Origin of the sequence: Streptomyces sp. NRRL S-920, from assembly GCF_000717945.1 — a bacterium.
Lineage (GTDB): Bacteria > Actinomycetota > Actinomycetes > Streptomycetales > Streptomycetaceae > Streptomyces > Streptomyces alboniger.
Map to the genome: position 1 here is coordinate 1 of NZ_JODF01000056.1, position 24,524 is coordinate 24,524.

The 24,524-nt window shown below is 71.2% G+C and carries 23 protein-coding genes; 12 read left to right on the forward strand and 11 right to left on the reverse strand.

All coding sequences use genetic code 11. The features are described 5' to 3' along the window. Positions 1–845: 845 nt before the first annotated feature. Positions 846–1,466, forward strand: coding sequence for a hypothetical protein (locus IG54_RS0129525; RefSeq protein WP_030791300.1), 621 nt, complete (start codon positions 846–848; stop codon positions 1,464–1,466). Between the two features lie 59 nt (positions 1,467–1,525). Continuing rightward, positions 1,526–1,942 carry a helix-turn-helix domain-containing protein gene (locus IG54_RS0129530; RefSeq protein ID WP_030791302.1) on the forward strand — a complete coding sequence of 139 codons (417 nt, stop codon included), beginning with the start codon at positions 1,526–1,528 and terminating at the stop codon, positions 1,940–1,942. 1,329 nt (positions 1,943–3,271) lie between these two features. Here the strand turns inward: IG54_RS0129530 and IG54_RS0129535 are convergent. The 4 genes from IG54_RS0129535 to tpg (IG54_RS0129550) all read right to left on the reverse strand — a co-directional run bounded on the left by IG54_RS0129535 (position 3,272) and on the right by tpg (IG54_RS0129550) (position 5,545). Continuing rightward, entirely contained in the window at positions 3,272–3,544 is a 273-nt protein-coding gene (locus tag IG54_RS0129535; RefSeq protein ID WP_030791305.1) for a hypothetical protein, read from the reverse strand. Continuing rightward, positions 3,544–3,777: a hypothetical protein gene (locus IG54_RS0129540; protein WP_030655479.1), complete on the reverse strand. Its 234-nt coding sequence runs from the start codon at positions 3,775–3,777 to the stop codon at positions 3,544–3,546. The genes IG54_RS0129535 and IG54_RS0129540 overlap by 1 nt, the downstream gene beginning before the upstream one ends. Positions 3,778–4,082: 305 nt before the next feature. Beyond that, positions 4,083–4,853: a hypothetical protein gene (locus tag IG54_RS0129545; RefSeq protein ID WP_030791309.1), complete on the reverse strand. Its 771-nt coding sequence runs from the start codon at positions 4,851–4,853 to the stop codon at positions 4,083–4,085. Between the two features lie 101 nt (positions 4,854–4,954). Continuing rightward, positions 4,955–5,545 carry a telomere-protecting terminal protein Tpg gene (gene tpg / locus IG54_RS0129550; RefSeq protein WP_030791312.1) on the reverse strand — a complete coding sequence of 197 codons (591 nt, stop codon included), beginning with the start codon at positions 5,543–5,545 and terminating at the stop codon, positions 4,955–4,957. 91 nt (positions 5,546–5,636) lie between these two features. Between tpg (IG54_RS0129550) and IG54_RS0129555 the strand changes: the two genes are divergently transcribed. Both IG54_RS0129555 and IG54_RS0129560 read left to right on the forward strand, forming a co-directional pair. Then, positions 5,637–6,173, forward strand: a complete 537-nt coding sequence (locus IG54_RS0129555) for a DUF6233 domain-containing protein (RefSeq protein WP_051820123.1) — start codon at positions 5,637–5,639, stop codon at positions 6,171–6,173. Positions 6,174–6,276: 103 nt separating this feature from the next. Further along, positions 6,277–7,566: an endonuclease domain-containing protein gene (locus IG54_RS0129560; protein ID WP_037897970.1), complete on the forward strand. Its 1,290-nt coding sequence runs from the start codon at positions 6,277–6,279 to the stop codon at positions 7,564–7,566. A gap of 86 nt (positions 7,567–7,652) precedes the next feature. Here IG54_RS0129560 and tpg (IG54_RS0129565) read toward each other — a convergent pair whose 3' ends face one another. Beyond that, positions 7,653–8,210: a telomere-protecting terminal protein Tpg gene (tpg, locus tag IG54_RS0129565; protein ID WP_030791321.1), complete on the reverse strand. Its 558-nt coding sequence runs from the start codon at positions 8,208–8,210 to the stop codon at positions 7,653–7,655. 9 nt (positions 8,211–8,219) lie between these two features. After that, positions 8,220–10,568: a telomere-associated protein Tap gene (gene tap / locus IG54_RS0129570; RefSeq protein ID WP_030791324.1), complete on the reverse strand. Its 2,349-nt coding sequence runs from the start codon at positions 10,566–10,568 to the stop codon at positions 8,220–8,222. A 754-nt stretch (positions 10,569–11,322) separates the two neighbouring features. Between tap and IG54_RS0129575 the strand changes: the two genes are divergently transcribed. From IG54_RS0129575 to IG54_RS0129585, 3 genes are all read left to right on the forward strand, one after another. Continuing rightward, positions 11,323–12,036, forward strand: coding sequence for a GNAT family N-acetyltransferase (locus IG54_RS0129575; RefSeq protein ID WP_051820125.1), 714 nt, complete (start codon positions 11,323–11,325; stop codon positions 12,034–12,036). Positions 12,037–12,308: 272 nt separating this feature from the next. Further along, positions 12,309–12,710 (forward strand): DUF4357 domain-containing protein, encoded by a 402-nt coding sequence (locus tag IG54_RS0129580; protein WP_030791330.1) that lies wholly within the window; start codon positions 12,309–12,311, stop codon positions 12,708–12,710. 108 nt (positions 12,711–12,818) lie between these two features. After that, positions 12,819–14,669: a zeta toxin family protein gene (locus IG54_RS0129585; protein WP_030791333.1), complete on the forward strand. Its 1,851-nt coding sequence runs from the start codon at positions 12,819–12,821 to the stop codon at positions 14,667–14,669. Here the strand turns inward: IG54_RS0129585 and IG54_RS38390 are convergent. Then, positions 14,633–14,875, reverse strand: coding sequence for a hypothetical protein (locus IG54_RS38390; protein ID WP_037897973.1), 243 nt, complete (start codon positions 14,873–14,875; stop codon positions 14,633–14,635). The two genes, IG54_RS0129585 and IG54_RS38390, sit on opposite strands and share 37 nt — an antisense overlap. A 149-nt stretch (positions 14,876–15,024) precedes the next feature. Here IG54_RS38390 and IG54_RS0129595 point away from each other — a divergent pair, with 149 nt between their 5' ends. Beyond that, entirely contained in the window at positions 15,025–17,706 is a 2,682-nt protein-coding gene (locus IG54_RS0129595; protein WP_234336389.1) for an ATP/GTP-binding protein, read from the forward strand. Positions 17,707–17,787: 81 nt separating this feature from the next. Here IG54_RS0129595 and IG54_RS0129600 read toward each other — a convergent pair whose 3' ends face one another. Next, positions 17,788–18,027, reverse strand: coding sequence for a hypothetical protein (locus tag IG54_RS0129600; RefSeq protein ID WP_030791339.1), 240 nt, complete (start codon positions 18,025–18,027; stop codon positions 17,788–17,790). A 152-nt stretch (positions 18,028–18,179) separates the two neighbouring features. Next, complete coding sequence (locus tag IG54_RS0129605) at positions 18,180–19,424, reverse strand: hypothetical protein (RefSeq protein ID WP_030791342.1); 1,245 nt, start codon at positions 19,422–19,424, stop codon at positions 18,180–18,182. A gap of 357 nt (positions 19,425–19,781) precedes the next feature. On the opposite strand from IG54_RS0129605, the gene IG54_RS0129620 reads away from it, so the two are divergent. Both IG54_RS0129620 and IG54_RS0129625 read left to right on the forward strand, forming a co-directional pair. Beyond that, a complete protein-coding gene (locus tag IG54_RS0129620) occupies positions 19,782–20,957 on the forward strand; it encodes a cupin domain-containing protein (protein WP_030791345.1) in 1,176 nt (391 codons plus the stop codon). Positions 20,958–20,965: 8 nt separating this feature from the next. Then, positions 20,966–21,775, forward strand: coding sequence for a hypothetical protein (locus IG54_RS0129625; protein ID WP_051820127.1), 810 nt, complete (start codon positions 20,966–20,968; stop codon positions 21,773–21,775). A gap of 370 nt (positions 21,776–22,145) precedes the next feature. On the opposite strand, the gene IG54_RS0129630 is transcribed toward IG54_RS0129625, so the two are convergent. Together IG54_RS0129630 and IG54_RS0129635 are read right to left on the reverse strand one after the other, a co-directional pair. Next, positions 22,146–22,544, reverse strand: a complete 399-nt coding sequence (locus IG54_RS0129630; RefSeq protein WP_030791351.1) for a hypothetical protein — start codon at positions 22,542–22,544, stop codon at positions 22,146–22,148. After that, positions 22,544–22,810 carry a hypothetical protein gene (locus IG54_RS0129635; protein ID WP_030791354.1) on the reverse strand — a complete coding sequence of 89 codons (267 nt, stop codon included), beginning with the start codon at positions 22,808–22,810 and terminating at the stop codon, positions 22,544–22,546. The genes IG54_RS0129630 and IG54_RS0129635 overlap by 1 nt, the downstream gene beginning before the upstream one ends. Positions 22,811–23,287: 477 nt before the next feature. Here IG54_RS0129635 and IG54_RS0129640 point away from each other — a divergent pair, with 477 nt between their 5' ends. After that, a complete protein-coding gene (locus IG54_RS0129640; RefSeq protein ID WP_158708950.1) occupies positions 23,288–23,839 on the forward strand; it encodes a hypothetical protein in 552 nt (183 codons plus the stop codon). A gap of 130 nt (positions 23,840–23,969) precedes the next feature. Next, the gene (locus IG54_RS0129645; protein WP_030791360.1) at positions 23,970–24,503 is read left to right on the forward strand and encodes a hypothetical protein; all 534 of its coding nucleotides are present in this window, start codon (positions 23,970–23,972) and stop codon (positions 24,501–24,503) included. Positions 24,504–24,524 lie beyond the last annotated feature (21 nt).

Consider the following 24,524-nt stretch of genomic DNA (forward strand, 5'->3'; position numbering starts at 1 on the left):
CCTGACGGTCCTTCCGGCTGCGCCTCCAGAACCGTTGGGCCCGCTGGCGCGGGCCTGGCTGGCTATGAGGGGGTGGGGGTCGCTCGTTCGTGTGGGTTCCAGTGTACCGGCATCCGGTAGATGCAGCATGTACCGTTGGCGGAAACACAGGACACCCCCCAACCACCCGGCGGGGGCGCGGTTTTTGATACACGGTCAGCGCGCGAATTCTGCCTACCACTCACGCGAGGAATCCTAGATTGGGAAGATGCGGACCCGAGCCACAGAACGGAACCTCAGATATCGGAAAGCCGGAATTTCGACGTGCGGAGGTACCGGAGCCGAACGGCCCCCCAGGGCCGGGCGGCGGAACCGTCCACCGGGACCAGCCACGCTTCCAGGGTTTTGATCGTCACGGCTGGTACCACCCGAGACTCAGAGCCGCTGCTGCTGTCCCCGGCCCGCACCCGGAGACGGCGCCGCACGCGAAGCGAGCTCAGCCACGGAGGCCGGCTCCCACGATCCGCAGGTCACCAGCGGCGACGCGCCCGCCGTGACCAGCGGTTTTTGCCGCGCGGTGCGCGGCGTGGCAGCAGGGGCCGGGGTGGTGGCTGGTGTCTAAAGACACCTAAGAGGGCACCACGCTGAAAACGGCTCTGACCTGCGACGATGCGAAACCGTTTGTTCTAGATCTCCAGAACAAACGGCTCCCGAGTGTTCTGGAAACCTAGAACAAAGTCACCCCGAACCTGACGGGTCGTTAGGTGACTGTGAGGCACCGTTTGTTCTGCCCCTCCAGAACAAGCCGGTTTACCTAGTGCTACCGTGCTCACCGAACCGTTGATCATCCCTGGAGGACAGTGCCGATGGAACAGCTGCCGATCGTCCGCCCCGGCGAGCGCGTGGTCGCGCGGTCGGACGGCAAGGGCGGCTTGATCCTGGGCGTGGAGAAGATCCAGGGGCGCGAGTTCGCCGCGAGCGCCGAGGTCAGCGGCTACGTTCTGGACGCCCGGCTGCTGCTGAACGTGCTCGGCAGCCTGAAGATGCCCGGCTCCTGGTTCCAGGTCTGGTGCAAGCTCATGGCGCTGCAGGACGCCAACCGCGCCAACGACAAGGACCGTGATGTCCCCCGCGGCTTCGTGAAGACCAACCAGCGCGACCTCCAGGCCCGGTGCAACCTGTCGGTGGCCTCGGTGAGCGAGGCCAGCCAGTTCTTCGCACACATCGGCTGGATGCGCACCGCCAAGCGCGGCATCCTCCAGCTGAACCCGTGGCTCACTGTGGCCGGCACCTCCGGCGAGCAGGAGAAGTGGCAGAAGCTCTGGAACGCCGCCGACGGGCCGGCCTGCATCATTCCGCACGCCGACTACCCCACCGAGTGGCGCCGGGCGCGTGAGGCGGAGAAGAAGGCCGCCGAGGCCGCCCGCCGCAAGGAGAAGGTCGTCACGCTCCGCCAGCGGCGGCCCGTGCGCAAGGCGAGCGCGTGATCCCGCGCGGCATATCCTCGTTGTGGCAGCGTCGTTCTGATCGGAAGTGGTGAGGCTCCGTGAGCAGCTCTTACGTCCCCAGCCCTCCCTCCGAGGCGCCCGTCACGCTCACCCGCGACGCCCTGCGCATCCTGTCCCTGGTCGACGTCTCCACCGCCGGCCGTCGCGTCCTGGACGAGCTGCTGTACCTCAGCAACCCGGACACCGGCACTGCCGCGATCAGCCAGAACGAGATGGCGCGCGAGCTGGGCGCCAGCAAGCCCACCGTGAACCGCGGCTTCAAGGAGCTCCGCGAGTGCGGGCTCGCCTGGAGCCTGGAAGACGCCCTCTACCAACTCCACCCGGTGCTGACCGACGGCAAGGTGGCCTACCCCATGCCGATCCCGGAGATCAAAGCCTCCGAACCCGAGCGCTTCACCGAGCAACGCCGGGCCCGGTTCGCCGCTCAGGTCGCCAATCTGGCCGCCACCGGCTGACCCGCCCCACCGAAGGCCCAAGGCGCCGCACCTCCTGCTGCGGCGCCTTCTTCCTGCCCTGCCCCCTCCCGCCGGTAGCACTACCTAAACCGCTTTGTTCTGGAGGAGCAGAACAAACGCGAGCCACGGCGTCATCAGCTCCGTGGGGGCCGGCGACAAGCTGGCGGTAGCACCAGGTGAACCACTTTGTTCTGGAGCAGCAGAACGAACGGTGGCGGCTCCGGTAGCTCTGCTGCGTCTCGTGCTGCCCGGGTTAGGGCACCCTTGCTACCCGAGCAGCACCCGTGTGCCGCCTGGCCCGTGCGAATGCTGCGCTGCACTCCTCGTCGAACATGCAGCAGACGCCTTGCACCCTTCACCACCAGGAGCAGCAGGACGTCGGCGGCCGAGCAGCACGAGGTGCTGCACCTGGTCGGTGACGGCCGTCGGCGGTCACGGCTTGGCGGGAGCGGAACCGTCTTGCACCCCATTGGTAGGTACTACAGGTAGTACCTACGTGCGGGTTGAGTCTCCTCCCCCCTGAGAGCAGAGCTCGGCCCGGGAGCAGCGAGAGGCGGCGGCCGAGGAGGGGCGGCCTGGGCGCCCGTCGTGGAGCTGTCGCCGAGGGGCAGGGCGCTTCACCGCCCCTCGAAGCGCTGTGCGCCGCTGTGAGCGCCTTTGAGGGCCTTGATGGTCACTCGGGAGCCCGGACGGCGTCAGAACGCCGCAGACGGCCGTACAGCGCCGGGAAGGATCATGTGCGCCGGACGGTCGGGGTGGGCCTCGGTGCAGGTGGCGGCGGGTGGTGTGTACCCGCGCGGCGAGCTTCGCTCTCAGGGGGAGAGATCTACAACCCGCACATAGGTACTACCTGTACTACCTACTAATGGGGTGCAAGACGGTGCCGAGCCGTCCGGGCCCCGTCCGGGACGAGGGCCTGCAACGCGGGGTGCAACACGCACCCGGTCCGCGCTTTGAGGGGCGTTGCCGCAGGCCAGGGGTGCAACGCGGGCTCTGTTGCACCTGTGTGTTGCAGGCCGCGTTGCACGGGCGTGTTGCAGGGCGCGCCGTCGGCGTGGAGTTCCGGGCCGACGGTGACGCGGCGATGGGTGCAAGGGTGCAAGGCGAGTGGCGAGCCTGCTGGCGAGGACTGCCCGGCTGTACTTCCGGTACTTCGCCTACGGCGGGTGGAAGGTCGCGCTCGTCCTCTGGTCAGTCAGTCCTAGGTCTTCCTTGTACGCGAGCGATCCCTCACCAACCGACAGACCCGATCCCTCACCAAACGACGGACACGCGCAGAGGCCGGCCGCGCCAGCAGGACGCGGTCGGCCTGGTCCAGGGCGTCGTGGGTCAGACCTCGAGGTAGGCGACCACGACCACGGTCTTCAAGGCCGTGACCCAGTACAGGAGGCGTACGCGCTCGACTTCGTCGGCGTACTCGCGCAGCTGGGGGCCGGCGGTGTCGCCGGGGATCGGCTCGCCGACCTCGGGGTCGACGGAGACGACGACCAGGGCGCGGTCCAGGGCGTGGATCTCCGCCTCGCTGGTCAGGTTCTCCAGCTGCTTGGCGGCGGAGTCGGAGAACGCGATCCGGGCGCGGCGGGGGCCGTGCTGCGGGGCCATCAGGCGACGGCCGGGCGCTGCCGCGCGAGGCGGGCGAGGTGGGCCTCGCGCAGCTCCTCCCACGGGGTGCACTGCTCGGGGTCGGGCAGGCCGTTGGTGGCGATGTCCTCCAGGACGGCGGCGAACCGGTCGGCGTCGGCGCGGGTCTTGGCCGCGTACGCGCGGACCGCGTCGGCGGCCGCGGGCTCCAGCTGCCGGGCGGCGGTGTCGGCGGGGGCCGGCTGTTCGCTCATCGAGGGCTCCAGAGGGCAGGACTGGCGTTGCTCACCACGGTATCGCCGGGCCGCGGAGCCCGGGACCACTCCGGCTGAACCGGCCCCCATGACTACGTTCCGTACTGCTCGTAAGCGCTCGGGAGATCAACTCTTATGTGTCACGCTCCGTCCCCGAAACTGCCCTGGAGGCCCCTACGGGCCCCGAGAAACGGACATACAGGGACACATTTAAGGTGGCGTGACACTTTCCCGAGGGAGCGTGACAGCCGGTGTCACGCTCACGCTCAGTCAGCATGACACTCGGCCGGAAGAGCGTGGTGCGGTCAGCTGGCGCCGGAGCGGGCGCGGGCAAGGAGCGCGGCGAGGTCACCGGCGGCTTCGGGTTCGGTGGTGGCGAGCCGGGCCGCGAACGCCAGCTGGTCCATGTCGACGCCGGGGACCAGGCGGACGAGTTCGGTGAGCAGTGCGGCGTGGGCGAGGACCGGCGGCGGCAGGAGGTCGGCGGCGGCTTCACGGGCGGCCGGGTCGCGGTAGTGCCCGCGGTGCGCGGCTAGGGCGCGGGCGAGCCAGGCGTCGACGTCGGCCTGGACGTATCCGCCGGCTCGCCGGGTCATCTCGTCGCGCACGGCTTCGTCCCCGTCGCGGGGCTCGGTCCGCTCCAGGGCGTGGAGCTCGCGCAGCGCCTGGAGCTCGTCGGCGCGGGCCGCGATCCGCTGCGCCTCGCGTACGGCGGCCTCGCGGTCGGCGGCGGCCGCGGCTTCGGCGGCGAGCTCGGCCTGGACGACGTCGTCGGTGTCCGGGTCGTACACGGTGCCCGGCGCGGCGGCGACGAGCAGCTGGTCGATGCGCTCCCACTCCGCGAGCTCCGCGCGGCCGCGCTCGTCGTCGGCCAGGTCCTCGTGCCGGGAGTCCTGCCGCGCGTCGAACCGGGCGTCCTCGAGGGCGCGCACGACGGCGGCGGCGTCCATGCCCTTCGCGCGACGGCGTACGACGCGCCGGCCGATGCGCGCGGGGTCGACCGGCTCCCGGGGCGCGGCCGCGCGGGCGGCGAAGGGCTGGCGGGATGCCCGCCGGGTCTGCCAGGGGGTGCTCATAGGGCCTCGCATCCGGAGTCAAAAAGGGTGCGGGCCGCCGCCAGAGCGCTTCCGCGACGGCCCGCGCATACGGTTTATAGCAGGCCCTAAATTGCGGTGTCTCAAAATTCGAACTCAATAGATCGGACGTCCGTCAGGTCGGCGCGCAGACCCTTGGCCCGGGTTCCCCATTCCGTGAAATAGGACTCGGTGATGGCCTCCGCGACGACCGGATGCAGCTCCGACTCCGTCGCACCGGCCTCCTGTAGCCGGAGGATCTCTGCGGCGTAGGTGGGCGATATCGGGGTGAGGATCGTGCGCTCGCGACCGTCATCAGACGACCCGTTGGCGGTGAACCCGAAGTGGGCAACGACGCGCACCATCATGCCGGTGGAGGTCGCGGCCTGCTCCCGTGCATGTGCCTTGACCTGCGGTTGCCACTCGGATTCGGTCTCCTCCACCAGCGCGGCCTGGAGGCGCTTCTGCGGCTTCGCCAGCTGTCCGGCGCGGTAGCGCTCCACCGTGCGGCGCGAGACGCCGAGGCGCTCGGCCAGGGCCTTGGTGGACCCCTTCGCTCGCGTGAGGAGGAATTTCACCTGAGCCTTAGCGGATTTTGGCGCGGGCCGGGTGAACACCTTCCGCTCTGCCTGGGCGAGGGCCTCCAGGATCTTGCCGTGGCGCGGGGCCGGCTGCTGCGAGTCGTTGATCGTCATGGCCGCAGCCTCGGGCGCCTGCCCTGTGGACAGAGTCCGCGTCCATGCAGGTCACGGCGTTCTGTCGGTCCGTGGTGTCTACGGTGGAGGCATGTCGACGTCACCTTCGCCCGCACCCGACCCGGCCCCGGTGCCGATCCGGGTGCTGTTGCCCGGCGACCAGGAGGTCGTGGCGCGGCTGTGGGCGAAGCGCCAAGTCCTCGACGGCTGGCTGTACGAGGTGGGCCTGCCCGCGTACCGCAACGGGCCCGGGGGCTCGGTGGAGCCTGCCGAGTACCGGGTCTGGGTGCGCGCGCCACAGCACGTACGGCCCGTGGACGGCGTCTCGTACGACGACGTGCCCACCGAGTACCTCCCGAAGCCGTCGCTCGTGGACCAGGTCCTCGGGCCCCGCCGCCCGTCGGGCTGGGTGCTGGCGAAGGCCGGCGGCCGCGGTCCCGCCCGAGGCGGTGTCGTGCACGCCGTCGACTGCGACGAGGCCCCGACCGGGGTGCCGGTGCTGACGGTGGAGCGGGCCCTGGACGTGGCGCAGCAGCCGGGTGTCCGGCTGTGCTCGCTGTGCGGTGCGGCCGCCGAGCTCGATCCGGTCCTCAAGGGCTTCGCCCGCGGCTTCGACGGCGAGGACTAACGGCCGGACACATCGGACGCGTATCGAGTACCCGATCGGTCTTTCGCGGCTGTGTACGAATCTGCGGAGGGCGTTGTCAGAGGGGTCTGCAACGCTCCCGCCCATGCCCATGATCAGCCCGAAACTGGCGTGCGCCATCTTCACGGACGAGACCCGCGACGCCTCGCTGCCCCTGCGCCCCGATGCCCTGATGAAGACGATGTCGCACCACCTGCGCTGGCACGGACACGTCGTCGTCGGCGACGTCGCCTTGCGCCTGTACAAGCACAAGGGGCCGTGGCAGTACGACGAGCGTGACGTGCGCCGGGCCGCCCGGGACCTGGCCGCCGTGACCGTCGACCACGACGACCTGGTTGAGGTCGTGTTTCCCGGGCGGCGGTGGCGTGAGGAGAGCAGCGCCGAGGATGAGGACGCCCGCGGCCGCGCGAACTGGCGTGGCCAGATCGCCGGCTGGATGTACCACGAGGCCCTGTCCAAGGAGCTGGCCCGGAATCGGCCGTATACCGAGCGCAGCGAGTGGGCGCGGATCGGGGAGAACGGCCTTCCGGGCGAGCTGACGTGGGAGGAGTTAGTCACCGCGCGGAACGGATCCGGGAGCGCGTCCACGATCGCCGGCACCTACCCTCTGGGACTGCTCACCCGAGGCGAGGGCCGCTGGTGGCTTCCCCGCGCCTACGCCGACCTCCTGGACCGGTGGGAGGTAGTGGAGGAGAAGCTCCTCGAACGGGCGCGGCTGTGCTCGCGGTGCGGGGCGCGGGGGCCGCGCTGGAGCGGCTGGAGGACGTCGACCAAGACCGGGTACGTGACGATGTGCCCGCCGTGCTCGGGGGCGGAGTTCACCGCGTACACCGGACACCTGCGCGGGGTGCCGTACGGGCAGATGCGGGCCCGGAAGCTGCGGGCCGACGACTACCTGTGCCGACTGTGCCAGTCGAGCAGGGCCTCGGTGTGGGACCACTGCCACGGGCACGACCTGGTCCGCGGCCCGGTCTGCGCCAGCTGCAACACCTTCGAGGGAAAGGGCATCCCGGAGCTCCTGCTGCGACGGGAGGAGGTCGTGGCGCACCTGCTGGAATGCAGCCGCTGCCGCGAGGAGCGGACCCTTCCCCTGCGGTTCCACTCTGCGGTGGCCGGGTTCCACCTGGAAGCCGAGGCCCGGCACGCGAGCTGTCCCGTGCAGCCGCGCGTCCGGCACCGGGGCACCACCACGAGCGGACACGGCTTCGACCTGTACTGCGACCGGCACTGGACGAAGACGTGGAGAGAGGAAGTGTTGACTGCCGAGGCGCGCGAGCTGGTCCGCGCCTTCGTCGACCAGGCGCTCGCGGCCGGGCAACCCGGGGCCGGGGTGCCGGGTCCGCGAGCGGCTTCCGACACGAATACGCGGACGTGACGAGCTGGAGTTCACTTCCGCACCTGACCGCAGAAAGTGAGCGGGCCCGGACCGTGTGGTCCGGGCCCGCTCGTCGTCCGGGGCTGCTACAGGTCGAACTCGAGGTGCTGGACGTCCGTGAAGCGGACCTCCTCGAGGCTTCCGGCGCGGCGGCCGCCGTCCTGGAAGTACGCCTCCTTGAGCCCGTCGGCCACGATCTGCTGGAGCTGGGCGTCGCTGGCGCCGGCCTCCTGGGCGTCGAAGAGGCGAGCGGCGAAGTGGGGCGGCAGGGCGACGGTCAGGTGCCGGACACGGTCCTCGTCCGTCGACCCGATCGGCGCGGTGTAGCCCATGCGGGCCCGGGTGTCGATGACGATGCCGCCCGTCGACGCCGCCTTCGCCTTGGCCTTCGCCCTGATCTGGGGCTGCCACCTCTTCTTCACTTCGCGCTCCAGGCGCTCGGCGAGGTCCGGGCGGGGCTTCTTGATCTGGTCCTTCACGTACCGCTCGACGGTGCGCTGGGAGACCCGCAGCATCTGGGCGACCGCCTTCGTGCCCTTGAGCTGCTTGACCAGGTAGCGCATCTGCGCGCCGGCCGACTTCGGCGCCGGGCGGGTGAACGCCTTCTGCACCGCGGCCTCCAGGCCGTCCCCGAACAGGCTCATCGCCTACTCCTACTCTCCGTTGTCGACGTCGGTGACGGTGCCGTCCTTGATGTACCGGGCCAGGTTGAGCTCCGGCGCGTTGAACCGCTCCCGAACTTCCTCGCCCCACAGGACGTCCTGCGTGCCTTCCCACTTCACGAGGCCGGGGTTGATGCCGAGCTTGAAGCCGCCGGGCAGCGGCTTGCCCTCCCGGTAGGGCAGGAAGTCCAGCGGCGAGGGCCCGTTGGAGGCGTAGACGACGCAGTCGGACAGGATCGCGATCGGGTACTGCCCGGTGAACGACGCGTGCTTGACGATCTTCCGGTGCAGGTTGATCCGGGTGCGGGAGATGACCGCCGCGCGGATGTCCGGCCGCCACGTCGGGCGGGACAGGGCGCGCCACGGCTCGCCCGGCCGCCAGCCCTCCCCGCGCGGGCGCTCGCGGAGCTTGCCCAGGCCGCCCTTCACCGTCGCCTTGACCGCCGAGACGACGATCGCCAGCTCCGGGTCACGGGCCTTGTAGCCGTTCATCGCGGCGAGGAAGTCTTCCGGCGACAGGTCGGCGTCGACGCCGAGGTCGGCCATCGTGACGAGGTAGGCGTCCCGGAGCCGGTTGTACCAGCCGTCCAGGTAACGCCCGTTGTCGTACCGGACCCACGCCTCGATCGGCCGCACCTCGTAGCCGAGCTCCTGGGCGTAGGCGACGGTGGGCGTGGCGTACCAGGCCGGGCCGGTCGGGCGCTCGCCCTTCGGCGTGAACGGGCTCGGCAGCAGGCTGCCGTCCAGCTCCACCCACTCCTTGCCGACCTTCACGCGGGACAGGTCCACGTGGCTCAGGTCGACCAGCCAGGAGCCGGGCAGCTTCGGGTCGAACGCGGGGGCCTTGACGTGCGTCGCCTCCCCGAGGCCGACCGGCAGGCCGTTGGCGCCGGCGGCGAAGGCCATGTTGACGTCGATGCCGACCAGGTGCCGCAGGGTGCACTCCGCGTCGGTCATCGGCCGCGCCCAGTCGTACGCCTCCTCGAACAGCTTCTCCGCCGGTCCGCGCACGTGGAAGCGGGGCAGGTCCTTGAGGACCGGGTGGCCGTCGGGGACCTCGCACGGCGGCCAGTTCATCGGGTCGATGGCTTCCTTGCCCAGCGAGCCGGGGTTGTGCTCGGAGTGCCGCTTCCCGTCGGCGTCCGGCTCGGAGGCCCGCGTCGGCGGATGCAGGGCGGTCATCAGCTCCAGGCCGGTCACGGCCGTGGAGCCGCGCGGCGTCATCACACGGGAGGCGTACACGCCCAGGACGCGGGCGAGCTCCGCCGGCGGGAGCTGCCCGGCCTCGCCCCAGTGCCGGGTGTCCAGCGCCCCCCACGTCGGGATGCACAGCTGCACGCAGGCCCGCTCCGAACCGATGGCGGGGCGATAGATCCTCGCCCACGGCCCGAACCCGCGCTTGGTCAGCTGCCACTCCTGACGGGCCAGTTGCTTGATGACCTTGTGGCCCTCCGGGATCCGCCCGGCGAGCTTCTCCTCCTCCGTGAGCGTGACGGGCAGGCCGTAGCGCTCAAGGGCGGCTTCGGTGAGCACGATCAGCGGGTCGGCGTCCTTGCCCGGCCCCGACAACTTCGGAGCCCCGAGCTTGGCCTCGCGCAGCGTCCAGTCGACCAGGGCCGGGATGCTCTTGGCGGGCACGTCCAGGACCAGGCCGCCGGTGCAGTACGCCAGCACCTTCCCGTCCTCGACATCGACGACCGCGAGTGGCCCGTTCTCGAACCGCGGATCAGTGCCGCCCGCCGGGGTGCCAGCCGGGGCCGCCTTCTTCGCACCCGGGCGGCGCGATGTCGACGACGGCCTGGTGGTGCGCGCCGGACGGGTCGCGGCCGCCGGAGCAGCGGCGACGGGGGCAGGGGTCTGGGTGTTCTCGGTTGTAGTCATGGCCGCAGCCTCGGACGCCTGGCCTGTGGACAGAGTTCGCGCTTCCGCCGGGTCGGCGAAGCCCGTCGGCCGGGGCGCGCCGGAAGAGGGATAGAGGGACCGGACCATTTCTTCGATCGCAGCGTCCGGAACCTCCGGCATTTCACCTGCTGAGTCGGGCGCGCGGGTGAACGTGGCGGGCACCGGGGCAGCCGGCTTCTCCGGCGTTGCCGGTGCCGGGTAGAGCTCCGCGAGCTGCTTGAGCAGTCGTGCGTACGCCTCACGCTCGGGGCCGCGCGGCTCGGTCGGCTTCTTCGTCGACTCCCAGGCGGACACCGTGGCCCGACGCACCTTCAGAGCGCCGGCGACTTCGTCCAGCGTCAGGCCGTGCGCGGTGCGCAGCCGCTTACGCTCCTCCGCTGGCGGCAGCGGAGAGCGGGACGCGACCAGCGCGTCGACCGCGTCGAACATCTCGGACATGAAAGCACCTCCTGACTCACACCCTACCCCATTAACCGTAACTTTAGCGTACGTCTACCGTACAAATACCGTACGAACCCTCTTAGGGGTGAGGCGACGTTTCATGCTGACGTTGCGCAGCGGGGGGCGCTGGGCGTCCATGGCGGCCTCCCGGCCTCCCGCGCCGCGCGCTCGGCACGGGCCCGGCGCACTGCCGCAGCGTGGGAGGCGTCGGGTCCCCGGCGGCGACCGGCGCGGGCGCGCTCGATCGGGGCCGGCGCATCCTCCAGCACCACGCCGTCGGTCTCGGGGAACGCGCGGTGCCCTACCGCAGGTGGGGATCGGGGGCCACGATGGGAGCCAGCCGAACCAGGACCGCTCGGAGGGGGAAGAGTGCGAAACCCGGACGCTGTCCGACACGAATGCGGTGACTGTGGCGCGACGACAAAGGTCAACATCCGAACGGGCCGCCTCTACTCTCACCAGGTGCCAGGTGAGCTCGCTTCCTGCTCAGCCTCAGGAGATGTCGTGGCAAGCCCCCGGGGCGGTGAGCCTCTTGTGCTGCCTCCACTGAGAACTACCGAGAAGCCCTCCGCCCCTGCTTCTCCGCGGCATGCCGACGACTCGTCGAGCAGCGTCCGCACGGTGCCCGGTGGACTGCCCGGACTCGGCAAGCGGCGCTGACCTGGCCGCTCCCCCCTTCGCTGAGACAGGACAGTGGCTGGTTCTGGTGAACCGCCAATCCGGCTGAGTCCGGCTCAGTACGGTGCCGAGCATGGCCAAACGAGGAAAGACGCGCGGCGGTTCCACCCCGCCGCAGCCCGTGAGCAGCAAGCGAGTCATCGAGGGCTGGCAAGGCCCCGGCGGAGGGCGCATCCGGCTTGCTCAGGCGGGCGAGGATGCCGCCGTGCAGGCCCTGATGGAAACCGCGGGAGCACGGCTGGACCAGCCGGCGGCCGACCAGTTCGGCGGCGAGCTCGCGGTGGCGCTGTGCGCCGGGCTGACCGGCCAGGAGGCGTGGATCAGGGCGATGACGCCGCTGCTGGTGCAGAGGACCTACCTCGACGCGATCCCCGGGCTCTCCCTGGTCCTGGTCGCGGAGGACAAGGAAGGCGACATCGTCGGCGCCGCGTACTCGATGCCGCCGATGCCCATCATGAACGGCGCCCACCAGCAGGGATTACCTCCCGAGCAGCTGATGTCCATTCCCCTCGCCCTCGCCAAGCTTGCCGGCCTCAGCGTCGCGGAGAAGGCCCGCGGCGCCGGATGGGCCACCCACCTGCTCAAGCGCACCGTGCAGATCTACGAGCAGCTCGGGCTGCTCCTGCTGTACGGCCAGTGCCCCGTCGACTCCGGCCTGGACCGCTTCTATCAACAGCGCGGCTTCACGCCGCTCGCCCCGCAGGAGAAGCTCGACCTGGCCCCGCTCAGCCTGCCGTTCGGCATCGACCCCGGGCCCGGAGAGCAGCTCTTCGTCCGCTGGAAGTGACCGAGCGGCAGCGGCGCCTCCGCGGCCTGTACTCCCGCCTGCGCCTTCCCCTGCCGCCGGCATGGGCGCAGCCGCCTGAGCCGACTCGCCTGCCCGCCGGAGGTGGTGGCCGTTCGGCCGCCGCGGGTGAACCGCTGACGGCCGCACCGGAAGGCCCTGCCGTTTTCTGCTGAACCACTCAGAATCGAAGTTGACGCGAGTCGCTTGTGCTGCTTACGATCAAAGGGAAATCGAGTGATTCGGCCTACGGGCCGTCGTCGGCAGGAGCGCTCATGGCCACCCTCAGCATCCACTTCGACCCCGCCGTCATCGCGCGTCTCACCAGCGCAAGCGGCGACGACACCGTCCACGTCACCCTGTCCCTCGGCGGAGGCGAACCCTCCACCGAGGCGGCCGCCGTCGTACCGCACGGACCCCTCGCCGGCCTGATGCAGGCCGGACTTCTCGAGTCGGGCACCGAGCTGACCTTCCACCAGCGCCGCGCCAACCGGTCGGGCCGCGCCGTCGTGACCGCCGACGGCCAGCTGATCGTCGACGGCCACTCCTCGACATTCCCCTCCCCCTCGAAGGCCGCCGAGGCAGTCACGGGCAACGTCATCAACGGGTGGACCCTGTGGCAGACCCGCGACGGCAAGACCCTCGACCAGCTGCGCAGCCAGCTCGACGCTGAGTAGAACCTCCCCCTCTTTCGTGCCGTGCCCGGATTGCGCGCCGGGCACGGCGGAGCGGGAACACCGACCGGGATCAGGCAGAAGGCCGCAGGAGAGGGCAGTGGAGCGGTGATGAGAGACGAGGACATCGTTCCCGTCGAGTTGGCCGAGGAGCAGCACGAGGCGATCCTGACGTCGCAGATCCTGCCAGCCTGGACCCGGGACGCCGTCCCGCAGGAGCGCCCGGTGGTCGTGATCGTCGCCGGACCCGCGGGCAGCGGAAAGTCCGCGCTGTGCGACCTCCTGCTAGAGGTTGTCGGCCGCCGGGGCGGCGCGGTCCTCATCGGCCGCGACCTCTACAAGAAGGCCCACCCCCTCTACGACGCCCTCATGCGGGCCGATGACCGCACCGCAGGGGTGCGGGTGCGCCCTGACGTCCTGCGGTGGCAGGCCGAGGTCGAGGCGTACGCCCGGAGCCGGCGTTTCGACGTGGTGCTCGAAGAGCCCGTCGCCGACGTCGATGAGGCGTGCGCGAAGGCCCGTGGCTACCGTACGGATGGCTACCGCGTCGAACTGGTGGCGCTGGCGGTCGCGGAGGCCGAAGCGCAGCTCAGCGGGTTAGATCGGTACCTGGCTCAGGTCGACGAGGAGGGCGTGGGCCGGTCCGTGTCCTGGGGCAACCTTGAGAAGTGCACGCGCAACCTGCCCATGTTCCTTCAGGCCGTCGAGAGCGAATGCCTCGCGGACCAGGTCATGGTGGTCCGCCGCGGCCTTCATGCCCTGTACCGCAACGAGCTCGCCGCGGACGGAACGTCCTGGCGCGGTCCCACGGGCGCACCCGAGGCGCTGACCGCCGAGTGGGCGCGGCCGTGGACGGCTCCGGAGTCCTGGGTCTTCCGGCGCCGGCTGGCCGGGGCGGAGCAGCGGTTGCATCCGCTCGCACCGGAGCGGCGTCTGGTGGTGGCCGGCGGTCTGGAGCGCGCTTTCGCGCTGGCCGAGCCGGTACGGCGGCGGGCCCAGCCCCTCACGGTGGCGCCGGGTATCGACTACCACCGGTTGTCCGCCAGTGAGCACGCCTGGGTGTTCGACGAGCTGATCGTCCCGATGTTCTTGGGCAACATCACGCCGCAGGACGACCCGGTCAGTCTCTACGTGATGGGGGCGCAGGGATCGGGGAAGTCGCACACGGCGCGGGCGCTGCGCCGTGCGCTGCGCGCGCGTCGGCCCACCGGGATCGAAGGCGGCACGTTCAAGTCCCTGCACCCCGACTACCGCCGGCTTCTCCAAGAGGAGCCGCGTACGGCGTCCGCGCGGATCCGGGCCGATTACCGGGCCTGGCAGGAGATGGCCGAAGCCTACGTTCGTGCGCGAAGCGGCGACATGCTGATCGAGATCGCCCCGGACAGCATCGAGCACTTCCTGGCCAGTGCCCGCCGCGACCACCGGGCGGGGCGGCGGGTGGAGCTGGTCGTGATCGCGGCGCGGGCCGCGGACAGCAGACTGGGCACCGCCACGCGGTGTGCCGAGGTGGCCCGCATGGGCGTCACCCCGCGCTTCACCGCGGCCGCCGCCCACACCCAGACCTTCAGCGTCATCCCCGACGTGGTCCGCGCGGCCGAGGAATCACCGTACGTGCACAGCGTTTCCGTCATCCGCCGTGACCTGACCGCGCTGTACCGCAACGACCGGAACCGGGGCGGGGACTGGAGCATCCCGGCCCGGGGCGGAGACGTCCTGGAGGCCGAGCAGCACCGCCCCTACACGCCCGCCGAAGCCGCCCACCTCCTGGCGACCCTTCAGCGGCTGAAGGGCGAGCTGCCGCAGTACTGGTCGGATCTCATCGAGATCGCCGTGCTGGCCTGGCCGCTGATGCCGACCCACCTGCAGCCGCGGATTCTCACCTCCCCGCTCACCCCGGCCCTACTGCCCGTCCTGAAGGACGCCAGCTACTGGCCCTCCAGCTCTTGGGCCCGGGCCGCGTAGCGGGACCCGATCTCAGCGGCTTCCGCCGGCCCTCCGTCCTGGAGCGCTTCCAGGTCGGCGGCGCACGCGGCCAAGCCTTCCTTGAGGGTCTCCAGCCGCTCCGGGTCCGCCCCGGTGCGCTGCTCGTTCCTGATCTGCTCTGCGTACCACCTGGTCACGGCCAGGACAGCCTGCTCGGCGGCCTGGGCACTCCACTGCTCTGACAAGGGACTTCCTTTACACCGGGAGGCGGCGGGGACGCCATTGTCTCTGGCCGAGACGATGCGGAACGGCACCTCGTTGCGGAAGCTGGCCACACCACACGCCCCAGGCCCTACGGTTGATACCGTCGATGATCATTCTGGGGGGACCGACCGTGGCCGACCTTCGTGCGCTGTTCAGCTCCAACGACCCGTCGTCGTTCGATGTCGCGGAGGCGTTCACCGACCGGCACAGCCAGTGGGTCCTGGTGGCCGCCGCGGTGGAGGAACACCTGCGCCGCATCGCCAGCCCGTCCTTCGACGTGGAGGACCTTGAAGCCCCCCGCAGCAACTTGATCGTCTTCCACGGCGTGGGCGGGGTTGGGAAGTCGACCCTGCTCCGCAAGATTGAGGCTGCGCTCACCGCCGCCGAGCACCGCCCCGAGCAGTGGGGCGCTCCCACCTGGACGGACCGGGTGCTGCCCATCCGGATCGACCTGTCCAGGGCCGCGTCGACTGGCTCGGACTTCGAGCGCGTCATCCTGACGATCCGCCTCGCACTCGCCGGGGCCCTGGGCAGGCCGATGCCGTCCTTCGACGTGGCGCTGCGGAACTACTGGGAGCACGTCCACCCCGGCGAGCCGCTGGACGAGTACATCCGGCGTTCCGGGCTGGCCGGGAAGTTCGCGGAGATGTTGCCCCAACAGCTGCAGGCCGGGGTGGGGGAGGTCGCCGCAGCCCTGGCGCTGCCCGGCCTGGTCGGCTCGGCTGCCGGACAGCTCACCTCGGCGCTGGTGAACGCGCTGCGCGAGCGCCACGAGCGCGCCCAGGCCCTGGCCGGCGCCACGCGGACGGCAGCGCTGCTGGAAGCCACCCCTGACCTGGAAGCGCTGTCCTACTACCCGCACCTGCTGGCCTGGGACCTGAGCCGGCTGCCCGCAAAGAAGCGCATCGTCCCGGTGGTCCTGCTGGACACCTTCGAGGACACCGCAGACCGCCACCGGGACTTCGAGCGGCTGCTGCAGCGCCTGGTCTGGCTCATGCCCGGCACCTTCTTCGTCATCGGCGGCCGCAGCCGGCTGCCGTGGGCGGACCCCGCGCTGCACGGCCAGCTCGACTGGACCGGCCCCGCCGCCTGGCCTGGCCTTGCCGCCTCTTCCACCTCGCTGACGGTCCCGGCGCCGCGGGCAGCCGGCACCGGCGCCCGGCAGTATCTGATCGGCGACCTCTCCCCAGAGGACTGCGAGACCCACCTCGCCCGCCGTCTGGTCCAAGACGACCAGCCCCTGATCGGCGCCGACATCCGGGCCGCAATCACCGCCCGCTCCCACGGCCTGCCCCTCCACCTCGACCTCGCGGTCTCCCGCTTCCTGGAGATCCGCCGCACCGGCCGCACCCCCACCCCGGCCGACTTCGACTGCACCTTCCCCGCCCTCCTGGCCCGCACCCTCTCCGACCTCACGCCCGAAGAACGCCACCTGCTGCGCAGCGTCGCCCTGCTGGACGCCTTCGACCTCGACTTGGCCACCCGCACCGCCGGCCTCGCCCAGCAGGCGCCGGCCCGGCGCCTGATCGAGCGGCCCCTGGTCAACGAGAACCCGTACGCCCTGTGGCCCTACCACCTGCACCGCGCGATCCGCAGCGCCGTCCGCGACGACGACCACAGCGACGACCGCTGGACCCCGGCCGACTGGGCCCAGGCCGCCAACCGCGCCCTGGCCGCCCTCGGCGACCAGTGGACCAGCGCCACCGCGCTTGGCCCCAGCCGCATGCTCCTGGTCGCCTGCCTTCGCCAGGGGCTGCGCCTGGCCCGCGACCACCGCCTGAGCGACCTGGGCTGGCTCACCGCTGCCGCACACGCCTACACGGACGACTCCGTGTGGGAGCCCCTCTCCCTGCCCACCGACGCCAACGCCGATCCGGCGCCGGATACCCCCGCCGACGCCTTGGCAGAGCTCCTCACGACGATCGCCCGCCGACAGCACGAACACCGCCAGCGCACCGCGGACCGCCTCACCGCGGTCCTCGACAGCGGCCTGCTGCCCGCGGAGCTCACCGAGATGGGCCTGTACTACCGGGCCAAGGCGTACAAGGACCTCAGCCTCAACGACGCCGCCCGTGCCGGGATGCAGCAGGTGGCGGACTCGGGCGGCCGGTACGCTCCCCGGGCCCGCCGGGGCTTGGCCAACCTGGCCCGCCTCGCCGGCGACTTCCCCACGGCGCTGGCTGCCGTCCCCACCCTGGGCTGGAAGGGCCGCCACCATCGCGTTCTCGGCGACATCCGCTGGTCCCAGGGCGACACCGTCCGGGCCGTCGCCGCCTTCGAAGCCGGGCGGGCGGAAGCCGAGCAGCACGGTGCCGCTGGCGAGCGGGCCATGATGCAGGTCCGCCTCGCCCTCGCCGTCTCCTTCGCCGACCCCGCCCGTGCCGACGACGAGCTCGCACTCGCCGACCAGCTCCTCGACGGCCTCGATCAGCGCTCCAACACCCTCCTCGCCCAGGTAGTCGGCCTGATCAAGGACGCCGGAACCAGCGGCGTCACCGACCGCGCCCAGAGCCTGAACGCCGAGATCGAGGCCGCGGGGCTTCCCTTCCTCCACCGATTCGTGGAGCTCGCTCTCGCCTTCCACCACGCCGTCCGCGGCGAGGACCAGGGCCTGGCCGCCACCATCGACCGGCTGCGCGCGCTGACCGCCACCGGCGACTTCGCCTACTTCACCGACATCGCTCACTTCATGGGCGCCCTGCCCCTGCCGGGGCCGTCGACCATCCGCTGGACCACGAGCGAAGACGACGTCCGCAGCGCGTGGCGCGGCCTCGTCCAGACCCGGCAGGAACACCTGTTCGCCGGAAACTGACCCTGGACACACGACGGCTCCGACCAGAGTGTCTGGTCGGAGCCGTCGCCATGTACGGGCCGGGCGCCGGGCCCGGATAAGTCAGCTGGCCTCGGGGCGCTGCCCCACGAGCTGGGTGAGCAGCTCGATGATCTGGGCCTGATTCCGGTCGATCTTCTTGTCGAGAGCCTCGACCTTCTGGTCCAGGTTGCCGATCTGGAGGCGCACTGCGGTGAGGTCGGACTTGATGATCCCGAACTCGCGGTCGTGCTTCTCGGCGACCTCTTCGAAACGCCGGGTCAGGGCAGCGAGCTCGCTGTGGGCGATGGGGTCCTCGGGCACGCGGATACTCCTGCTTGATCACGAAACCGCAGATAAGAGGACTCCACGATAACGCGGCCGCTGGGCGAGGTCTGCCGTGATCGAACAACCAACCGTTGCGCCCAGCGGGACAGACGGCCTGCCTGGTCAGGCCAACGCGGTGGTCGGCCCCATCAGGCGAGGGCGTCGCCGAGCAGCCGGTGCGGGGCGCCCTCCAGGTGTCGGTGGAGCAGCTGGGCGCGGGAGTGCACCAGGCCGCTCCGGTAGGCGGGCGGTAGCCGGTCGTAGACGGCGGCGGCCATCTCGGCGGCCGCGCCTGGATCTCCGTCGACCCGCAGGCACGCGGCGGTGTCCATGGCGATCAGAGCGCGGGTCATCACTGAGGGCGAGGTCGTCAGGGCCAGGGCGTCGTCCTGTGCCCGGTACGCGGCGCGGGTGTCGCCGAGCAGCGTGTACGCCTGGGAGAGGTGGACGTGATGCTTCTGGGCCGGGTACCCGAACCAGGTGTCCGCCGACTCGGGGCCGTCCAACTGTTCGGTCAGGGTGCGGACGTCGTCCAGCGCCCGGCGGGCGCCAGGGAAGTCGCCGACGGCGGCCAGGGCGCGGGCGTTGACGGCGGCCGCGAGCGCGGCCGCGCCGGACGGGCGACCGCCGGCCTCCCGGCGGGCCTGCGCGGCGATGCGGGCGGCCTGCCCCGGGGCGCCGTAGTTCAGGCCGACCATGGCGTGACGGCCGAGCACCCAGGCGGTCATCCGCCGGTCCCCGGACTCTCGGGCGGCCTTCGCTGCCGTGGCGAACCAGCGGTGCGCGTCGGCCTGGTCGCCGCGGTCGTGCTGGACGATCGCCACCAGGCCGGAGATCCCGGCGGCTGTACGTGCCAGGTCGGTACGATCCCGGGCGGGGTGGGGCCGGCGCAGGACGGCGGCGAGGAGCGCCAGGTCCTCACGCATCTCGCCCAGGACCGCGTCGGGCGCCCGTCCGTTGTAGCCGCCCCGGTGCCGCTCGAAGGCGCCTTCCAGATAGGCGAGGTCCCCGGCGCCGTCGCCGTCCAGGCCGGTGTCGATGCCCTCGCGGGCCTGCGCGATGCCGGGCAGCACGGCGAACCCCGCCGTGGCCGCCGCCAGGGTGAACAGCTTGCGTCGCTTCACGTCGTCGTCCTCCATCCTCTGCTGCCTGCGGTGCCGCCGGGTGTTCTCCAGGGCCTGGTCCAGCTGCTCGTCGGTCAGGCCGTAGACGGCGCGGATCGCCGTACGCCAGACCGGAGTCGGTAACCGCTTCTCGGTCTCCCAGCGCTTCAGGTTCTCGACCGTGCACACGAGGCCGGCGGCGGTCATGCGCTTGGCCTGCTGCTCGCGGCTCCGGTCCGCCCGCTCCCTGATGGAGCGCAGCAACTCGCCGATTCCGTCTGGGCTCACCATGCCGGGGCCTCCCCTGTCCGGGTGTTGAAAGACCATCCTGGCCCCCCAACGCGGCACCCCGCAGCGGGAATCGGCCCCCCGGAGCGGCCCTCCCTTCTGGTGTTCCCCGGACCTTCAATGGTCGAACGGAACCGGCCGGAACAACGCCTCCAGGGGCTCCCCCTCCGGCCGGTCCCGCACGTGGCGCCCGTCTTGCCTGGGGGCGGCGGGCGCCGTCCAGCGCTCCATCCGACACGAGAGAAGGAGTACGTCATGAACGGTCTGATCCTCTCCAGCCGCTCCATCAAGGGAGCCGCGACCCGGACCCCGGACGGCGGGGGCACCGGCAAGGGCGACGGCAACGACTGATCGCCGACCATGACCACCGCGATTGACGCGGCGGTCCGGAGCCTCGGCGGGGACTTCCTCGCCGGGGCTTTCGGCCGCTCCTTCCAGCACTGGTCACAGGCCGCCGCAGGGCTGCGCGGCCTGTTCACGTGGGACGACCTGAACGACCTGGTGGCCCGCCACCGGCTCGACGCCCCGCGCCTGCGCCTGTTCAACGACGGGGAGCAGGTTCCGCCGTACGAGTACCTCCACACCTCGGTCACCAAGCGCTCCGAGGTCCGCCACCGCGTCGAACCCTCTGGCCTTCACCGGCAGATCACCGCCGGCGCCTCCTTGGTCCTGGACGCCGTCGACAAACTCCACCCCGGTGTTCAGGACCTCGCCGAAGCCCTGGAGCGGCACTTCCGCACCGACGTCCAGGCCAACCTGTACGCGTCCTGGCATCCGACCGAGGCATTCGGCATCCACTGGGACGACCACGACACGGTGGTCTTCCAGCTCGAAGGCGCTAAGCGGTGGAACCTGTACGGGGCGACTCGCACGGATCCGCTCCGCCTGGATGTCGAAGCGCCGGAGAAGCCCGAGGGGCCGCCGCTCGCCGAGGTGGTGCTGCAGGCCGGGGACATGCTGTACGTGCCGCGGGGCTGGTGGCACGCGGTGGCCGCCACCCAGGGCCGGTCCCTGCACCTGACGTGCGGGCTGACCCCGGCGACTGGCCACCACCTCCTGGTGTGGCTCGCCGGACAGCTCCTTCACTCCCCCACCCTGCGCGCGAACGTGCCCACGGTGGCCGGCCCCGCCGAGCGCACCGCGTACGCCGAACAGCTGCGCAAGGAAGTCGCCGAGGCGCTCCATCCGCACATCGTCTCGGAGTTCGCCGCCTCCATGGACGCCCGCGACCCCGGCCGCCCGGCCCCCTCCCTCCCCTACATCGGCGACGTCCCCGCCGACCCCGGCCTGGTCCTAGCCCTCACCACCGCCCGGGCCGCGCTGGAAGGCGCCGACGAGGCCGTCGTGCTGCGCGCCGCCGGACACGAATGGGAGCTCCACCCGTCCGTGCGCCCCGCGTTGGAGGCCCTGGTCTCCGGCGCCCGCCTGACCCTCGGAGAACTGGCCGAGCGCTCCGGCCTCACCGTGGAACAGGTCGCGGCCCTCGCCACCGAGCTGGTATCCAAGGACGCGGCCGCCGTCTCCCACCCGAGGTAGGAACCGCCATGTTCGACGCCCCCGCCCCCGCCACCGTCGACCGGATGCTGGCCGCCCAGCAGCACGCCGCCGACCAGTTCGGCCTGCGCGCCACCGGCCGCCGGGTGTGGGGGTACCGGGGCCGGACCCTGTCGTCGGCCGCCGGCCCGCACTGGCTCCGCGTGGTCTGCGCCGAGGCCGGCACCGAGGGCGGCACGCTGTGGAACGGCCCGTCCGCCTCCCGCGCCCTCCCCGCGTCGGTGCCGCGCCCCGACCTGTTCCGCATCCGGGACTGGACCACCGAGGGCTACGCCTACCGGGCCGAGCTGTACGCCTACGCACCCGATCCGATCGTCTCCCCACGCCCCGTCCTCGACGAGGACCCCGGCCTGCCCGAGACGTGGTGGAAGGAGATGGTCGCCGCCCTGGACGCCCTCGCCGACGTCCCCCCGCCCGCGGACCGCGAGGCCGTACGCGAGGAGTACCTGCGCCGCGTCATCCCCCAGTTCACCGGCCACCAGGCCGAGGAGACCATCGCCTGGAGCACTGCCCACGGCGACCTCCACTACGGCAACGTCACCCGAGGCCCGTACATCCTGGACTGGGAAGGCTGGGGCCGCGCCCCCTACGGCTACGACGCGGCCACCCTGTACGTGTACGCACTGCTGGCCCCTGCCGCGGCCGCCCGCATCCGGACCGAGCTCGCCCCCGTCCTGGACCGGCCAGAGGCGCGCACCGGCCTACTGACCGTGTGCGCCCAGATCCTCCAGGCCCAGGACCGCACTGACTTCTACGCCGAGCTCGCCGGCCCCGTACGCGAGCAGTTGCCCCACCTGTAGCAGGGCTGCTGCACACAGGCCGCCGCAGCCGCGAAGCCGACCGACTCACCACCGACTACGGCTTGCTCCAGTCTGAACCGGACTGGACACCCACGGAACGAGTCGCGTACGCCCCGGATGCTCAGCTCCCCGTTGTCCGCCCTGCGCAGCACCTCGCCCCCGTTCTTCAGCGCCGCCAGCCGGTCCGGGTGCCTCGTGTACCAGGAACCCGGCAAGACGATGGTCCGCACGCTGACCGATCGGCGTGCGGACCCAAAGAAAATGAGGGGCAGTGGCCAGCGATGGCGAGTGCCCCTTCAAGTGCGCCGACCGTAGCACGGGGCGCATGCAGACCCCCGCCGGGTGACACGGCTGGTCTTGGACGGTCCTGTCAATGATCGGGATGGACGGCCTGGACGCCGGTGCCGTCGTACAGCTCGGGTTCCAAAGTGAGCAGGTAGCGGCCGGCGGGGAAGTCTGCCGACGGGCGGGCCGCGTGGATGGCGTGGACGGTGGCCCAGGGGTGCCCGGCGTGCAGGAGCTCGGTGGCCGACAGGGCAGCGGCCGTGTCGAAGGGCTCGATCTCGATGAACCGCAGCCCGTTGATGTAGGCGAGCAGGCCGGGCCGCCCGGTATCACCCGCGGTCAGGGAAAGCACCGGCGCGTAGAGGGTGCCCAGGCCACCGGAGGCTTGGACGTAGAACGCGGCGACGGCCTCGTTGTACGGGTCCTTGGGGTCGTGGAGGGCGGTAGCGGTTGTGTGGTCCAGGACGACCGCGATCGGCCCCACTACGCGGCCGCCGGGTCCTGGCGGCCGCCGAGGCGCTCCAGAAGTCCGCGGGCCTTCGCCTCGGCTTCCTCGCTGGGCACCGTGCCCAGGACGGAGGCGAGCTCGGCGCGGGCCTGCTCGGCACGCTCCGCGTACTCGGCCTGGGTCGGCCGGCCTTCGGCGAGCTCCTCGACGAGCTGGCGGATCGTGGTGCCTTGCTCGGTCGCCAGCGCGGCCAGCCGGTCGCGGGTGGCCGCGCTCACCTTGATGCTCGTTTCGTCTGCCATACCTCGACTCTACTGCGAGTAGAGGATCTGGGCGGAGGTTCCGGCGACACCGCGCCCGGTCTACCCGGCCGAGCAGGTGGGTCGTGGCCGTTTCCAATGGAAACGGCCACGACCGCCAGATTCCGCGCCGGAGGTCCACTGGAAACGGCGGCCGCTCCTTCTTCGGCTATGCAGGCCACGGAATGACCGAGCCGTCGTCCGGCCAGGCATCGAATTCAGTCACGAGGCTGTCGTCTGGCTGATACCAGTGCAATGCTGCCGCCAGCGGTGATCGTCGATCGCCCTGGCTCCCCCAGGTCTCCTGGGCGCGGGCCGCGCCGTCCCTCCCGGCCTCCCCACGGGAGGGCCGACGCCTGTCCGGGTTCTGCCTGGGCCCGTCGTCTCACACCGGCGGAACACCGTGGAGGCAGAGGCGCGCGGTGCGCCAAGCGGGCGACACAGCGGTGACCGACCTCGCATCATGGTGTTGAAGCCTGTATGCCGTCCTCGCGCTCTCGCCGCCGGCCGCCGCGGCCGCCCGCTGTCACTCGCGCCCATGCCCCGCTGACTGGTGAGTTCGCCGCCGACCCGGCGGTGTGCCATCAGGCGTTCCAGACCGCAGTCGACTTCGGCTTCGTGGCCGTCGACGCGATCGCCGACCTCCTCCCCCACGACGAATCCCTCGCCTTGGTCAAGCGCTTGGGCTTCTGCGATTGCGGCCGCCTCGCCCTGGACGACGACGACCTCACCCGCAGCGCACTGAGCACCGTTGCGGCCACCAACGTGACCGCCTGCCAGGGCCTGGTGCTCGCCGCGGTCGACTACGCCCACCGCACCTTCGGGTGCGCCGGCCTCAGTGCCTTGGTCCACGAGCTCACCGAAGGCCGCCGGGCAACATTCGAGCCTCCAGCGCTGACCGCTCTCCTGGACCGCGTCCGAGCGGCCCACCAGGCGGAGCACGGCCACGCCGGCCATAGCCGGATTCCCGACGCAGTGATGTGGCCGAGGACTGCGGCCTCCTCCATGCCCGAGCTCATCCCCCACCCTTGACTAGCCGCACGGCAAAGGCGAGCGCGGCCGTTTCCACTGGAAACGGGCCCGGCGATCACCGAGACACGTCCGGCCAGGCGGGCTTCCCACCGCAGGGACGTCCGCGCCGTGATCGAGGAGTTGTGTAGGCATGACCAGCTGTACGTGCGACTTCGGAGTCATGGTGGGACCGGCGGTGATGGCCGCCGGCTTCCTTCGCCGCATTCAGGCCCGGGCCGACGGGAAGAAACGCCGTGGCGACGACGGGACCACCCGCGATGTGCTGGACATCCTGTCCGGCCGGCTGGAGGGCGGCCGGCCGGTCCTGTTCGAGTTCGCCCACTGGGCCGACGAACTGCGTGTTCCTGTCACGCGACTGCGAGAGGTGGTGGCGTGGCTCGTCGAGCACGAGTTCCTGGCACTGGAGGGAGACGTGGACGGCATCGCCCGCCTGTGGGTGAACCCCTCCGTAGCCCTCGCACCGTGGACGGATCCTCGCCCCCTCGCGTCCCGATACCGCTTCCCCTACATCACGACGGCGGAAGGGGGGATGACCGCCGAACAGCCAGTGATCGTCCACCCGTACGACGCGGCCGGGTGGGATGAGTTCTACCAGGCGCACCTGCACATGATCGAGGACCCCTTCTGCTTTTCCTCCGCAGGCTGCCAGGTCCACGAGCAGTAACCCCCGAGGCCGTGAGACGTT